General features: G+C 64.7%; 14 protein-coding genes. 6 read left to right on the top strand and 8 right to left on the bottom strand.

Annotated features, from left to right (window positions below):
- Positions 1-50: 50 nt before the first annotated feature.
- The 6 genes from ACYQ4T_RS02500 to ACYQ4T_RS02475 form a co-directional block, all read right to left on the bottom strand.
- Positions 51-1,097: a putative B6 ABC transporter substrate-binding protein gene (locus ACYQ4T_RS02500; protein WP_459850543.1), complete on the bottom strand. Its 1,047-nt coding sequence runs from the start codon at positions 1,095-1,097 to the stop codon at positions 51-53.
- A 121-nt stretch (positions 1,098-1,218) separates the two neighbouring features.
- Positions 1,219-2,133, bottom strand: a complete 915-nt coding sequence (locus ACYQ4T_RS02495) for a 3-hydroxyacyl-CoA dehydrogenase NAD-binding domain-containing protein (protein WP_459850541.1) — start codon at positions 2,131-2,133, stop codon at positions 1,219-1,221.
- Between the two features lie 7 nt (positions 2,134-2,140).
- Positions 2,141-2,743 carry a glutathione S-transferase family protein gene (locus ACYQ4T_RS02490; RefSeq protein ID WP_459850539.1) on the bottom strand — a complete coding sequence of 201 codons (603 nt, stop codon included), beginning with the start codon at positions 2,741-2,743 and terminating at the stop codon, positions 2,141-2,143.
- A gap of 52 nt (positions 2,744-2,795) precedes the next feature.
- Entirely contained in the window at positions 2,796-3,176 is a 381-nt protein-coding gene (locus ACYQ4T_RS02485; RefSeq protein WP_459850537.1) for a RidA family protein, read from the bottom strand.
- Between the two features lie 20 nt (positions 3,177-3,196).
- On the bottom strand, positions 3,197-4,324 hold the full coding sequence (locus ACYQ4T_RS02480) for an LVIVD repeat-containing protein (protein ID WP_459850535.1): 1,128 nt from the start codon (positions 4,322-4,324) through the stop codon (positions 3,197-3,199).
- A gap of 8 nt (positions 4,325-4,332) precedes the next feature.
- Positions 4,333-5,475, bottom strand: a complete 1,143-nt coding sequence (locus tag ACYQ4T_RS02475; protein ID WP_459850534.1) for a cupin domain-containing protein — start codon at positions 5,473-5,475, stop codon at positions 4,333-4,335.
- A gap of 218 nt (positions 5,476-5,693) precedes the next feature.
- Here ACYQ4T_RS02475 and ACYQ4T_RS02470 point away from each other — a divergent pair, with 218 nt between their 5' ends.
- The 6 genes from ACYQ4T_RS02470 (at position 5,694) to ACYQ4T_RS02445 (ending at position 12,071) form a co-directional block, all read left to right on the top strand.
- A complete protein-coding gene (locus tag ACYQ4T_RS02470; protein WP_459850532.1) occupies positions 5,694-6,470 on the top strand; it encodes a FadR/GntR family transcriptional regulator in 777 nt (258 codons plus the stop codon).
- Positions 6,471-6,638: 168 nt separating this feature from the next.
- Entirely contained in the window at positions 6,639-7,487 is an 849-nt protein-coding gene (locus tag ACYQ4T_RS02465; protein ID WP_459850531.1) for an ABC transporter ATP-binding protein, read from the top strand.
- Positions 7,487-8,272: an ABC transporter permease gene (locus ACYQ4T_RS02460; RefSeq protein ID WP_459850529.1), complete on the top strand. Its 786-nt coding sequence runs from the start codon at positions 7,487-7,489 to the stop codon at positions 8,270-8,272. The genes ACYQ4T_RS02465 and ACYQ4T_RS02460 overlap by 1 nt, the downstream gene beginning before the upstream one ends.
- A gap of 25 nt (positions 8,273-8,297) precedes the next feature.
- The gene (locus ACYQ4T_RS02455; RefSeq protein WP_459850527.1) at positions 8,298-9,302 is read left to right on the top strand and encodes an ABC transporter substrate-binding protein; all 1,005 of its coding nucleotides are present in this window, start codon (positions 8,298-8,300) and stop codon (positions 9,300-9,302) included.
- A 32-nt stretch (positions 9,303-9,334) separates the two neighbouring features.
- On the top strand, positions 9,335-10,960 hold the full coding sequence (locus ACYQ4T_RS02450) for a GMC family oxidoreductase (RefSeq protein ID WP_459850525.1): 1,626 nt from the start codon (positions 9,335-9,337) through the stop codon (positions 10,958-10,960).
- A gap of 160 nt (positions 10,961-11,120) precedes the next feature.
- On the top strand, positions 11,121-12,071 hold the full coding sequence (locus ACYQ4T_RS02445) for a dihydrodipicolinate synthase family protein (RefSeq protein ID WP_459850523.1): 951 nt from the start codon (positions 11,121-11,123) through the stop codon (positions 12,069-12,071).
- A gap of 3 nt (positions 12,072-12,074) precedes the next feature.
- On the opposite strand, the gene ACYQ4T_RS02440 is transcribed toward ACYQ4T_RS02445, so the two are convergent.
- Together ACYQ4T_RS02440 and ACYQ4T_RS02435 are read right to left on the bottom strand one after the other, a co-directional pair.
- The gene (locus ACYQ4T_RS02440; RefSeq protein ID WP_459850521.1) at positions 12,075-13,241 is read right to left on the bottom strand and encodes a YbfB/YjiJ family MFS transporter; all 1,167 of its coding nucleotides are present in this window, start codon (positions 13,239-13,241) and stop codon (positions 12,075-12,077) included.
- A 56-nt stretch (positions 13,242-13,297) separates the two neighbouring features.
- Entirely contained in the window at positions 13,298-13,534 is a 237-nt protein-coding gene (locus tag ACYQ4T_RS02435) for a tautomerase family protein (RefSeq protein ID WP_459850520.1), read from the bottom strand.
- Positions 13,535-13,539: the final 5 nt, after the last annotated feature.

The following is a 13,539-nucleotide window of genomic DNA, read 5'->3' as shown; positions in this document are numbered from 1 at the left end:
CGTCGGGCCACGCCGGATGACGGCGTGGCCCTTCGCAACAGACTCGCTGCTTACTGCGCCGGCCCCGGATCGACCGAGCTCATCAGGGCGCGCACCTTCTGTGCGTCCTCGATGCGATCGACCTTCACGCTGCCGTCGATGATCTTCGCGCGCAGATCCTCGAGCGACTTCCAGACATCGTCCGGAATATGCTTGGTGTGCAGCAGCGCGACCGAGTTGTCCTTCAGGCTGATCGCATATTCATGCGTGCCGAACTTGTCGGCCTTCAGGTCCTCGACCATCTGGGTGTAGACCGGGACCATGTCCCAGACCACGGAGGACAAGAGGTTGCCCTTGTCGATCTTGGTCTTGTCGCCGATCACGTCGATGAACCAGGTCTTGTTCTTCGCCGTCTCGACCGCCTGCAGCATGCCGAAGCTGGCGCCGTCGCCCTGGCCGAAGATCACGTCGGCGCCGGCACCGATCAGCTGCTCGGTGACGCGCTTGCCGCCGGCGGCGTCAGCATAGGCGGCCGGGCCGATCACGGCGTAGAGGATCTTCACGCTGGGATCGGTCGCCTTGACGCCATTGGCGAAGGCAGCCGATTGCGAGTTCCAGGACGGCGGCTCGCCCGAGACGACGATGCCGACGGTCTTGGACTTCGACATCTTCACCGCGAGCGCGCCCGCCATATAGGCGCCTTCATGGCCGGAGAGCGTGTAGTCGGCGAGGACACCCGGGACGCCCGCACCTTCCTTGTCGACGATCGCGACCGGCACCTTCTTCTCGGCGCCGACTTCCGGCACCGCGGTGTTGTAGCCGGAGGCATGGGCGATGATCAGGCTGGCGCCGTCATCGGCCAGCTCGCGCGCCTGCGGGTGCACGTCGCCGTAGCCGAGGCCCGTCGCCGGCATGAACTCCAGGCCGAACTTCTCCGCGACTGCCTTGGCCGCGTCGTAACCCTGCTGGTTCCAGCCGTAATCGGTCGGGTCTTCCGGCGTCATCACGGCGATCTTCTTCACGTCGGCCGCCTGGGCGCCGATCGTCCCAAAGGCGCCGGTCGCCAGCACGGCGGCGATGGCGGTCGCCGTCATCAACCGTCTTGAAATCCTGTTCATGGTCAAGCCTCCTCATTTCCCTCGTTTCATTGTAACGCACGCTTATTTCTGCTGCGCTTGGTCTCGCCCGTTATCCGCGCCGCGCAGCCCTCGTCATGGTGGCGCGATCTCCATGTCTCCCTTAAACCCCCAAAGCCTTGCGGACCGCGACCAGCTTCTTCGCGCGGTCGGCGCGGAGCGCATCGATCTTTTCCGGGGTGTAGTCGAAGATGCCGCCGCCAGTCTTCATGCCGAGCTTGCCTTGGCTGGTCTTCTCGGTGACATAGCCGGCGGTGTCGCTGCGGGTGCAGAGTTCCTTGTTCAAGTAGCTGCTGACCGCCTGGTAGATGTCGAGCCCGGCCATGTCCAAGAGCGCCATCGGCCCCACCACCGCCAGCTTGTAGCCGATGCCCCAGGAGACGCAGGTGTCCAGCGCCTCCGGCTCGATCACGCCCTGCTCCACCAGATCGACGCATTCGCGCATGATCGAATAGAGCACGCGGTTCTCGACGAAGCCCGGCACGTCCTTCTTGATCAGCACCGGCAGATGGCCGATCCGCTTGACGATCGCGGTCATCGCGGCGGTGATCTTCGGATCGGTCTGGGCGCCGGGGATCACCTCGATCATCGGGATGATGTGCGGCGGGTTCGACCAGTGCATGCCGATCACGCGCGCCGGCGTCGACACACCTTCCTGGATCTTGGTGATCGGGATGCCCGAGGTGTCGGAGGCGATGATGCAATCCTTGGCGACCGCGGCTTCGATTTCGCGGAACACCGCAATCTTGACGTCGAGCTTCTCCGAGACGTTCTCGATGGCTAGGTCGGCGCCGGAGACCGCTTCGGTCAGGGTCTCGGCGACGGTGATGGAGCCCTGCGGCTGCTCGGGCACGCCGAGCGCGCCCAGCACCGTGGTCGCGATGTCGAAACCGGCCTTGGCCTTGGTGCGCTGGCCGGCATCGGCGTCGAAAGCCCGGACCTCGTAGCCGGCGCGCGCCAGGGTCGCGGCGATGCCGGGGCCCATGGTGCCGAGACCGATGACGGCGGCTTTGCTCATCGCTGGATCAGCCCGCCGTCGCCTTTTTGAAGGAGGCCTTCTCCTTCAGCCGGTCGCGCCAGGCGCGGAGATTGGCCAGCGTCGGGAGCTCGATCGGGAAATCGAGGCAGCGGTGCAACACCGGGCCCATGGCGATGTCGGCCAGGGTCAGGCTGTTGCCAGTCACGAAATTCTTGCCGGCGATCGCCTGGTCGAGTATCGCGAGCTGGGCGCCGAGTTCCTTGGCGTCCGCCGCGAAGGTCGGCGCGCGCTCGTTCTCGGCCTTCTTCGAATCCTTGAACACCTGGACATACTGGTAGTTTACCGAGGCCAGCAGCCAGTCCATCCAGCGCTCGACCTGGGTCCGCGCCACCAGGTCGGTCGGGTAGAGATCGGTCTTGCCCCCCTTGGACGCGAGGTAGCGCAGGATGGTGTGCGACTCCCAGATCACCGCGTCGCCGTCGACCAGGGTCGGCACCTTGCCGTTCGGATTGAGCTTCAGGTAGTCGCCGCCGGTGTTGTTGAACTGGCGGCCATAATCCTCGCGCGAATAGGGCGTGCCGGTCTCCTCGAGATAGAACAGGACCTTCTGCACGTTGCCGGAAGTGGCGCGGCCAAGAACTCTCAACATAGGTCTCTCCCTGGGCGATCTTTGAGGCGGCGTTTTGCGCCGCCGTTATTGGTTAAGCTTTCGGTTTGTAGGCGACGGCATCCATCTCGATCTTGCAGCTGATCACGGCGCGCGCCTCCACGGTCGTGCGCGACACGTTCCCCTCCGGGAAATACTCCTTGAACACCCCGTTGTAGCGGCCGAAGTCGCGGGCATCCTCGAGATAGGTGGTGATCTTCACCACGTCCGAGAGGTCGGCGCCTTCCAAAGCGAGGATGCGCTTGATGGCCTCCAGGGTCCAGCGCGTCTCGTCCTCGATATTGCCGACGCACATGTTGCCCTTCTCGTCCTTGGCAACCTGGCCCGAGACATAGATGAAGTCGCCGGCGCGGACCGCCGGATGGAACGGCAGGTTCGGGTTCTTCTTGCCGATCGGTGTGATGTTGCTGGCCAAAATGTCCCCCGACAATCTTTCTAGAGCACTGACGTCTCGATGATATCGACGCCGCGTTGCCGGTCTATCAGATAGCAGATTCCGCGGTCGTCGATAGTCACATCATTGGATGAAGACAATTCATGGCCTTGCGGCGCGTCCGGCTCGTAGAAGGCGATCTCCTTCGGCGCGAAGGGATCGGCGATGTCGAGGATGCGCAGGCCCTGGGCGAACCAGGCGAAGGGGATGATGGTCCCCTTGAACCGCTCGGAGGGCTGATGGCAGCCCATCATCGGTGGCTGCGGCGTGCCGTCCTTGTCCAGGCCCTCGACCTGCCAGGTCGCGATTGGGATCGGGCAATGCTCGTTGGTGATGTCGTAGATCCAGGTGAAGGCCGGCGCGGCCGGCCAGAGCTTCGCCACGTCCTCGTCCGCCACCACCATGATCTTGCGGCCCTTCAGGGGCTCCGGGATCGGTAGGCAGGTATGGGTCGGGTGCGGAAAGGCCGGCGAAGTGTTGCCGCCGGCGATCAGCTTCGGCTTCGACATGTCCTCGATGTCGAGGATGTAATAGCCGTGGTGCCAATAGGAGACATAGAGCCGGTCGCCGCGGCGCATCGGGTGATGGCAGCGCGGGGGCGTCCAGTTCTCCCAGGGATATTCCTCGCCGCCCGCGGTCCACTGGCCGGGGATCCACCAGCGCCCGACTTCCTGCGGATTCGCCGGGTCCTTCAAGTCGAGGATCATCGCGATATTGCCGACATAGCCTTCGGCGGTCGGCGAAATATAGGCGTAGCGGCCGTCGAAGTCGAAACGGTGCACGCCTTTGCCATGGGTGCGCCAGTTGGTGATGTGCTTCGGCGCCGCGGGATTCGAGACATCGTAGATGCCCAAGCCCCCGCCGAAGCCGAGATCGCCGGCCGGGCCCTGCTTCTCGTGGTTGACGATCATGATGCCGTTGGCGACGCGCACCTTGTGCGAATGCCAGCCTTCCGGCACCTCGACTTTGGCCACGGTCTTCGGTTTCCGCGGGTCCGAGATGTCGACAATGGTAGTGCCGGTCGGCTGCCGCATGTGGCCGACGAAAAGATAGTTTCCCTCGACCCAGACCTGACCGCCGCCCGGGCAGTCGAAATTGGCGAGCAGCTTGGTATTCTTCGCTTTTGCCATGATCTCTTCTAGGCGAGCTTTACGATGTCGCCTTGTTTGTTCTTGCCGTGCTTCTGGTAGAAGGAGAGCGCCTTCAGCGTGGGTTCGTCGCTGGCGACGAACAGGATTGCCGGCTTGTCCGACGTGTTCACATGCTCGGCCCAATAGCCGCCCGGCACCACGAAAGTGTCGAAGGGGTTCCACTCGATCTTCTTCGAGCCGACCATCGAGTGGCCGCTGCCCTCGAAGGGCGAGACCACCAGGCTGGCGCTCTGCTTCAGCGGCAGAGTCTTCTCGCCCGGCCGCAGCATCTGCATGAAGAAGGTGATGGTCTTGAAGATGCCCTGGCCGGTCGTCGGGTCGACATACTCGATCATGATCGCTTCATGGGGATCGCCGTCCCAATCCTTGAAGCGCTCCAGCGCCTCGCGCATCATGTCGTAGCGATAGACATACATCGGCGAAGCCGTGCCGGCGCCGCGGTGATGCGAGACGAAGCGCGGCAGCAAGCCGCCCGAGCCGTAGACCTGCTGCGAGTAATCGTCCGGGAAGCGCTGCGACTGCATCTTCTTCTTGATCTTCACGCCCTCTTCTTCCTCGGTGTAGTCGTGCTCGAAATACATCGAGTTAAGGGCTTCCACGAGCGGCAGGTCGAGGACCGAGAGGTTGATCGCGTTGTCGTCGCCCCGGTTGCCGTGGTTATGCCAGGTGTCGTGCGGCGTGAGGACGAGATCCCCCGGGCCGAAGGTGATGTTCTCGCCCTCGACGCCGGTGAAGTTCGACTTTCCGGTGAGGCCGAGGCGGATCGCGTTCGGCGAATGCCGGTGCGGCGGCATGATCTCGCGCGGATCGTTCAGCCGGTAGGCGACGTACATGGTGGTGGTGGTGGCGCGGCTCGGCGCCAGGCCCGGGTTGACCAGAACCAATGAACGGCGCTCCGAGGTCTCGGTCGTGATCAATTCGGCCGAGCGGTGCAGCAGCGGTTCAATCTGGTCCTTATAGGTCCACAGGAACGGGATCGCCTTGCGCTTGTCCATGACCTGGGTGTCTTCGTCATGGAGCTTGGTCCGGTCGACCACCCAATAGGGCGCCATGTTGCTGGCATAGACATCCGCGTGCAGCTGGTCCAACGCGGCCTGGAGATTGTGCTCTTTCGCCTTGCTCGATTGCATTGCCGCCCACCCTTGACGCCATTCTTGTCGCGAACCAATCGCCGATTGGTGCGCAATTCCTTGGCAGCGATCGTAACCATTTCTCACCGTCACCGTCAACGAGAGTCCATTCGCGCGGGTGATTGGTGCGGTGGATTGTTGCCGCTGGAAGATCATGGTATCGTTCGTGCCACGAATGGTTTCACCGACCGCAGCTTGCGGACAGCAAGGGATACGCCATGGAGCGCACCGACCACACGCTCACCAAGCTCCGGCAATTGATTGCCAGCGCCGAGTTCAGCACCGGCGGCCGCATGCCGCCGGAACGCTCGCTGGCCAGCGAGCTCGGCGTCGGCCGCCGCTCCTTGCGCCGCGCGCTTGAAGTACTCGAGCGCGAAGGCCGGATATCGCGGCACCAGGGTCGCGGCACTTTCATCAACGGCGCTAACGGTCACGCGGGCGACGTCGGCAAGGAGTCCGGCCCGGCGCTGGTGCGCGCGGTGGGCTCCGCGATCCGCGGGGCCGGCATCGATCTCCGCTCCAACCCGGCCTTCGCCAACATCCTGGACCACACCAACCCGCTGGAAGTGATCGAGGTGCGGCTCGCAATCGAGCCGGTGATGGCGCGGCTGGCGGCTTTCCGCGCCTCCCAGGCCGAGATCGACAAGCTGGTCGCGATCGCCGGCGAGACCCGCGCCGCGCCGGATTCGGTGCATTACGAGGAAGCCGACATGCGCTTCCACCGCACCATCGCCGAGGTCGCGCGAAACGCGCTCTTTCTCGCGGTGTTCGACACCCTGCATGCCAGCCAACGCGATTCCGGCTGGCGGCGGCTCGGCGAGAACGCGCATTGCTTCAAGCGCCAGTCGGTCTACGCCGATTTCCACCAGGAGATTTCGGCGGCGATCGCCGCGCGCCAGGGCGAGAAAGCCGAGAGCCTGATGCAGCGCCATCTCTCCGACGTGCAGCGCTATATCTACGAGCACGCCTTCCCCGCCGCGACCGTGCAGCAATAGCGCACCATTCGCCGGATTCGGCGCCGCCGCGCGCCGCGCCAACTTGCGGGCTATTGGTTCGCATGTTACAGCTTCCGTCATAAGGCGCAGCAAGTCGCCGAACCAATAGTCGGCCAGGCTTGAACCATCGAGCCGACCAAGGCCGCATCCCCAGGGTTGGTGAGTGGCGTGGTTGCTGAGCAACGAGCAACGGACATCCTGATTTCCGCCGAAGGCCTGGCCCTCGGCTATCCCGGTTCCACCGCCTTCCCGGGCGGAACCAATGTCATCGAACACGTCACCCTGAAGGTCCCGCGCGGGGCCATCGTGTCGCTGATTGGGCCCTCGGGCTGCGGCAAGAGCACCTTGTTGAAAGCCATCGCCGGATTGGTCGCGCCGACCGGCGGAACCATCAGGGTCGGCGGCACCACGCCGGCCGAAGCTGCGCGCCGCCGCCAGGTCGGCATGGTGCTGCAGGATGCGACCTTGCTGCCCTGGAAATCCGCGCTCGACAATGCCGGCTTCCTGCTTTCGCTGGCGGCACCCGAGCTTGGTCGCGCCGAGATCCGCGCGCGGGCGCAAGAGAATCTCCGCTTGGTCGGGTTGGCGGGAGCCGAAGACAAGCTGCCGCGCCAGCTTTCGGGCGGGATGAAGCAGCGGGTGGCGATCGCCCGCGCGCTCACGCTGTCGCCGGAGATCCTGCTGCTGGACGAGCCGTTCGGGGCGCTGGACGCGATCACCCGCGAGGAGATGAGCTACCTGCTGCTCGAGATCTGGGAGCGGACGCAGAAGACCGTCGTGCTGGTCACCCATTCGATCGACGAGGCGGTGCTGCTCTGCAGCGACGTGCATGTGATGGGCGCCAGGCCGGCGCGGATCATCGAGCGGGTGACCGTTCCCCTGCCTTATCCCCGTGATGCGCGCAGCTTCGAGGATGTGCGCTTCCGCGAGACCGAGGCGGTGTTGCGCGAGCATCTGCTGGCGAGCCATGGCCACAGCCAGGCGCCCCGCCGCGCCGCCAACCGGGGCGCCGCCTGATGCAGAGGCCGTCGCAATTCCGCATTCTCGACGTCGCGCCCAGCCTCATCCTCGGCATCATCCTGCTCGCGGCCTGGGAAGGGGCGATCCACCTATTCCAGGTCGAGGTCTTCGTCGTGCCGGCGCCCTCGGCCATCGCGCTGTCGCTGGCGCAGAACGCAAGCCTGCTCGCCGAAGCCACGCTGGTCACGGCCAAGGAGGTGCTGGTCGGCTTCATCCTGGCGACCCTGGTCGGCGCCGCGCTGGCGATGCTGATCGTGCGCTTCGGCCTGCTCGGGCGCGCGCTCTACCCGATCATCGTGCTGTTCCAGACGGTACCCAAGGTGGCACTGGCGCCGATCTTCATCCTCTGGTTCGGCTATGACCTCTCGCCCAAGGTGATCCTGATCGTGGTCATCGCCTTCTTCCCGGTGACCCTCGACATGCTGGCGGGGCTGCAGTCGGTCGAGCCGGGACTAATCGCGCTGATGCGCTCCGTCGGCGCCAAGGACAACGACATCCTGTTTCGGGTGCGGATCCCGAACGCGCTGCCGCATCTGATGGCCGGCATGAAGATCGCGATCACCTTGAGCGTGATCGGTGCCATCGTCGGCGAGTTCGCCGGCGCCTCGGCCGGCCTCGGCTACATGATCCAGTTCGCCTCCACCCAGCTCGACACGCCGCTGGTCTTCGCGGCCTTGATTGTGATCTCGGTGGTCGGCGTCGTTTTCTATTACCTGATCGAGCTCCTGGAGCGTGCGGTGACGCCCTGGGCGCCGAAATTCGACCCGGCTCACCAGCACTGAACACAACAACATGCGTAAGGAGGCGATGATGCAGTTTCGTGGCCTGATTTCCGGCGGTCTTCTCTCCCTGGCGGCACTATTCGCCGGATCCCAAGCGATGGCGGAAGACGAGGTGAGCGTGCAGCTCGACTGGGTCCCGCGCGGCAACCACGCGATGTTCTTCGTGGCGCAGGAGAAGGGCTATTTCAAGGAGAACGGCATCAACGTCACCGCGATCCGCAAGGGCACCGGCACGCCCGACGCCTTGAGGCTGGTCGCGAACGGCAACGCGGATTTCGGCTTCGGCGACCTGCCGACGCTCGCGGTCTCGCGCTCGCAAGGCCTGCCGGTGGTCGCGATCGCCGCGGTGAACCAGCACAGCCCGCTGGCCATGATCTCGCTTGCGAAAAAGAAGCCGCTCACCAAGGTGACCGACCTCAAGGGCTGGAACATCGGCATCCACCCGGCCGGCTCGACCTATGTCTTCTTCAAGGCCTTGCTCGCCGCCAACGGCATGAGCGAGGCCGACGTCACCAAGAGCACGGTCTCGCCGCCCTATGAGAACTACCTGCTGCTGGGCAAGGTCGATGCGGTGCCGGGCTATATCGACGCCGAGGTGCCGGAGCTCGAGGCCAAGGCCGGCGGCAAGGGCTCGCTCTCGATCCTGCTCGGCGCCGACTATGGCTGGCCGGTCTATGGCTCGGGTGTCTTCACCTCGGAGAAGATCGTCCAGGAGAAGCCGGATCTCGCCAAGCGCTTCATGGCCGCCTATCTGCATGCCTTCCAGGATGTGATCGCCGATCCGAAGGCGGCCGCCGCCACGATCGCCAAGGCGGTGCCGGAATATGCCAGCAAGCAGGATGTCCTGGTCGAGCAGCTCGAAGCCGACATCGCCTCCACCTTCAACAGCGACGAGACCAAGGCGAATGGTCTCGGCACCATGACCGAGGCGCGCTGGCAGCAGACCCTGGACGTGTTGAAGCAACAGGGCTTGCTGAAAGCGCCGGTCGAGACCAAGGATGTCTTCACCGACGATTTTCTCAAGCAGTAGGCTTTAGCGCAGACCGGGGGACGATCACGCCGATGCAGAACGAGAAGAGCTACGACTACGTGATCGTCGGCGCCGGTTCGGCCGGCTGCGTCCTGGCCCATCGCCTCACCGAGGAGAAGGACGTCACTGTCCTTCTCCTCGAAGCCGGCGATTGGGACCGCGACCCCTGGATCCACATTCCCTTGGGCTGGGGCAAGATCCTGGTCAACCGGCTGCACGACTGGGGCTATTTCTGCGAGCCCGAGGAGAGCGTCGGCGGCCGCGCGGTCGAATGCGCCCGCGGCAAGGTGGTCGGCGGCTGTTCCTCCACCAACGCCATGGCCTATGTGCGCGGCAATCGCGGCGACTACGACCGCTGGGCGGCGGATGGCGCCAAGGGCTGGTCCTTTGACGAAATCCTGCCCTATTTCAAGAAGCAGGAAAGCTGGGAAGGCGGCGGCGATGCCTATCGCGGCGGGGAGGGCCCGCTCGGCACCCAGTTCTGCCATTACGAGGACCCACTCTTGGGCGCCTTCGCCGAGGCCGGCAAGGCCGCAGGCCATGCCTGGACCGACGACTATAATGGCGCGCAGCAAGACGGCTTCGGCCGCCTGCAGATGACCATCAAGAACGGCAAGCGCGCCAGCACCGCCAACGCCTATCTGCGGCCGGCGATGAAGCGCGGCGGCGTCGAGATCCAGGTGAATGCGCTGGCGCTGCAGGTGCTGATGGAAGGCAAGCGTGCGGTCGGAATCGAATACCGGCAGCACGGCGTCGTGCACAAGGCGCGGGCCGAGCGCGAGGTGATCCTGGCCGGCGGCGTCATCAACACGCCGCAGATCCTCAATCTCTCCGGCATCGGCGATCCGGCGGAGCTCAAGGCGCACGATATTCCGGTGAGGGTGGCTTTGCCCGGCGTCGGCAAGAACCTGCAGGATCATGTTTCGACGATCCTGATGTATCACCGCAAGGAGAAGAGTCCGTTCTTCAACATGATGCGCTTTGACCGCATCGCCCGCGAGCTCGGCAAGGCCTATCTCTTCGGCAAGGGCTTCGCATCGGATGTGCCGGGCGGCATCACCGCGTTTCTCAAGAGCCGCGACGACCTGAAGCTGCCGGACATCCAGTTCCTGCTGACCGCGGCACCCTTGGGCGCCTGGCCCTATATGAAGCCGTTCAAGCAGCCGTTCGCCGACGGCTTCGCCTGTCGCATCGTCATGCTGCATCCGGAAAGCCGCGGCCAGGTCAGCTTGCGCTCGACCGATCCCGAGGCGCATCCCCGGATCCTGCAGCGCTTCCTCTCTACCGATGCGGATTGGAAGGCGATGCGCGCCGGCGTGAAGCTGGCCCGGGACGTGGCCGCGCAGAAGTCGATGGCGCCGTTCATTGCAAGGGAGTTCTTCCCCGGCAGCGACAAGAGCTCGGACGCGGCGATCGACGAGCATATCAGGAAGACCTCGATCACCGTCCATCACCCGCTCGGCACCTGCAAGATGGGCGCCGACAGCGACCCCATGGCGGTGGTCGATACCGCGCTCAGACTGCGCGGCGTCGAGGCGCTCCGGGTGGTCGATGCCTCGGTCCTGCCGGATCTCCCGACCGGCAACATCAACGCCGCGGTGATCATGGCGGCGGAGAAGGCGGCGGACATCATCAAAAACCGTCACCTGCGGGCTTGACCCGCGGGTCTGGTGCTGTCGGAAAAAAGACCCGCGGATCAAGTCCGCGGGTGACTGAATGTGGAAGGCCGCCCGCGTCAATTCCTTGTCGCGCATCGTCAAATAAATCCGCGCCAGCGCCGGATAGTAGAGCGATCAACGCTCGAACCCCGGCGGCATCATGGATCGTGAGAAGCTGAAGAAGAGCCTGGAAGGCTGCTACATCACCGTGCCCACCATGTTCCGCGATCCGGACCTTGAGGTGGATACCCGCGCCATCCGCCGCCATGTGCAATTCCTGCTGTCGCGCGGCATCAACGCGCAGAACGCAGTGCTGCTGGCCGGGGGCGCCGCCGGCGACTTCTCGACCATGAGCTTCGACGAACGCAAGCTGGTGGCCGAAGCCGTGGTTGCCGAAGCCGATGGCCGCGTGCCAGTGGCGATGGGCGCGCAGACAACGAGCACCCGCGAGCTGCAGCGCCTTGCCAGGACCGCGCAGGAAGCCGGCTGCAGCTTCATCCAGGTCTCCTGCCCCTTCTACTTCGCCCATACCGAGGGCGACTTCTATGAATACGTGGTCGCCGCGGCCGAGGCCGCCGATATCGGCATCATCGTCTACAACACCTTCTGGACCAGCGCCGGCATCTCCTTCGGCATGGTGGACAAGCTTTCCGAGATCCCGAATGTCGTCGGCCTGAAATGGGCGACGCCGCGCACCGACGCGATGGAGTTCGAGAGCGCGGTCTCGCATTTCGCCGAGAAGCTCACCATCATCGACAACAACCTGCTCTTCACCATGAGCCATATGATGGGGGGGCGCGCCTTTGAGGTGCACTTGTGCAACTACTGGCCGGAATGGGGCATCAAGCTGCTCGACCGCCTGGACGCGCAGGACTACGGCGAGGTGCAGCGCATGATGGTCCAGGAGGCGATGCCTTTCTATCACCTCTGGGTCGAGATCGAGAAAGGCTTCACCAGCGGCGACGGCTATCTCGACAAGCTCTGCATGGAGCTCATTGGCCTGGATTCCAGCCGCTGTCGACCGCCGACCCGCGACGTGCGCCCGCTTTATCGCGAGAAGGCCAGGGCGATGATGCTGGCGAGCGGCGTCCCGGGGGTGGTTGCGAAGTAAGACTTAGCGCCGCGCGGCGATAAGATCGATCAGCAGTGCCAAAATCAGAGCGCCCGTGGCGATCGCGAACAGGGTTTCATAGTGCCCGCCGGTCCGCGCGAAGACATAGGACATGCCGTAGGCCGCGACGGCTTGCAGCACGGCGAAGGCGGTGGTGGCCTTGCTCCATGCGACCTTCTGCTGTGCCGGCGCATGCGTCAGCAGTTCGTGGATGCGGCCCAGCACGATCGCGACAATACCCGGCGTGAAGGCGCCGACCACCAGGCTCGACAGCATCAACGCGATCTCGCTCGGCCCGAACACGGGTACGACCACCGCAAGCGCCTGGAGCACGAAGGCAAGACGCAGCGCCAAGCGGAAGCCGATACGGTCGGCGACGAAGCCGCCCGACAGCGGCCCGACGATCGCGCCAAGGCCGAACAGCACCCAATAGAAGGCGCCGGTTTCCAGACCTTCGCCCCGTCCGCGCGCGACGTAGTCCACGAGAAAGATCATATGCGGCACCAAGCCAACCGCATTCAGTGCGTATTCAAGATAGAGTGCGCGCAAGGTCAAGCTGGGGTGCGGCCGGTGTCCGTAGTGTTGCTCGGCCACCGGCGCGGCACGCTTCGGCCAGCCGTTCCAGGAGAGCGCGGTGAGGACTGCCGAGACCACGCCGAGGCCGGTCCAGGTTTCGGTCAGTCCCTGGCGCAGCAGTAGTGGTACCAAGGTGCCCGACGCCGCAATGCCGAGGCCGACGCCCATGAAGATCGCACCACTGACCAGGCCGCGGCGCGACGGCGACACATGCGGCAGGATCGAGGTCGCGCCCAATACCATGATTCCACCACCGGCAAAACCCGAGGCAAAGCGCCAGCCAAAAAACCAGGCGAAGTCGAGCGGCCAGGCGACGGCAAAGAAGGCGAGCGTCGCGAGGACCATCATCGCCCGCAAGGTCGCGACAGTCGAGGTACGCGCGGCGAGCGTGCCGCCCAGCAAGGCACCCGCCAGATAGCCGGCGAGGTTGGCCGCGCCGAGATAGGCGGCATTCGCCGGATTGAACCATCCGGCCGCGATGATCGCCGGCAGCAACGGCGTATAGGCGAAGCGCGCGAGGCCGATGCCGACGAGACTTCCCGAGAGGCCGGCCAAGGTGGGATGCCATTCTGTGCGGACGGGTAATCGCGACATTGAACTCTCACTTAAAATGCCGAGAGCCGCCCTTCAACGGCTCCCGGGTTGATGCGCTAACTCCTGCCTTTGGCGCGCCGCTTGCGATACTCCGGGACCGGCAATCCGCCCCAGCCCCAGTTCTCCAGCTCGACCTCTTCGATCACGACGAAGGTGGAGTCCAGCGGCTTGTTCAGCACGTCGAGCAGGAGCTGGCTGACGCCGGCGATGAGCTTGGCCTTCTCCTCGGCGGTCACCGATCTCTCGCCCGGCGTCGGGCTTTCGCGGGTGACCTGGATGTTGACGATCGGCATGGCGC

It is taken from the genome of Dongia sp. agr-C8 (assembly GCF_054658695.1).
This window is presented reverse-complemented; position numbering and strand designations above follow the sequence as displayed.

Bases quoted from the DNA above. Each gene is read 5' to 3' on its own strand.
- ACYQ4T_RS02500 (WP_459850543.1), bottom strand. From the start codon at position 1,097: ATGAACAGGATTTCAAGACGGTTGATGACGGCGACCGCCATCGCCGCC.
- ACYQ4T_RS02495 (WP_459850541.1), bottom strand. From the start codon at position 2,133: ATGAGCAAAGCCGCCGTCATCGGTCTCGGCACCATGGGCCCCGGCATC.
- ACYQ4T_RS02490 (WP_459850539.1), bottom strand. From the start codon at position 2,743: ATGTTGAGAGTTCTTGGCCGCGCCACTTCCGGCAACGTGCAGAAGGTC.
- ACYQ4T_RS02480 (WP_459850535.1), bottom strand. From the start codon at position 4,324: ATGGCAAAAGCGAAGAATACCAAGCTGCTCGCCAATTTCGACTGCCCG.
- ACYQ4T_RS02475 (WP_459850534.1), bottom strand. From the start codon at position 5,475: ATGCAATCGAGCAAGGCGAAAGAGCACAATCTCCAGGCCGCGTTGGAC.
- ACYQ4T_RS02470 (WP_459850532.1), top strand. From the start codon at position 5,694: ATGGAGCGCACCGACCACACGCTCACCAAGCTCCGGCAATTGATTGCC.
- ACYQ4T_RS02460 (WP_459850529.1), top strand. From the start codon at position 7,487: ATGCAGAGGCCGTCGCAATTCCGCATTCTCGACGTCGCGCCCAGCCTC.
- ACYQ4T_RS02455 (WP_459850527.1), top strand. From the start codon at position 8,298: ATGATGCAGTTTCGTGGCCTGATTTCCGGCGGTCTTCTCTCCCTGGCG.
- ACYQ4T_RS02450 (WP_459850525.1), top strand. From the start codon at position 9,335: ATGCAGAACGAGAAGAGCTACGACTACGTGATCGTCGGCGCCGGTTCG.
- ACYQ4T_RS02445 (WP_459850523.1), top strand. From the start codon at position 11,121: ATGGATCGTGAGAAGCTGAAGAAGAGCCTGGAAGGCTGCTACATCACC.
- ACYQ4T_RS02440 (WP_459850521.1), bottom strand. From the start codon at position 13,241: ATGTCGCGATTACCCGTCCGCACAGAATGGCATCCCACCTTGGCCGGC.
- ACYQ4T_RS02435 (WP_459850520.1), bottom strand. From the start codon at position 13,534: ATGCCGATCGTCAACATCCAGGTCACCCGCGAAAGCCCGACGCCGGGC.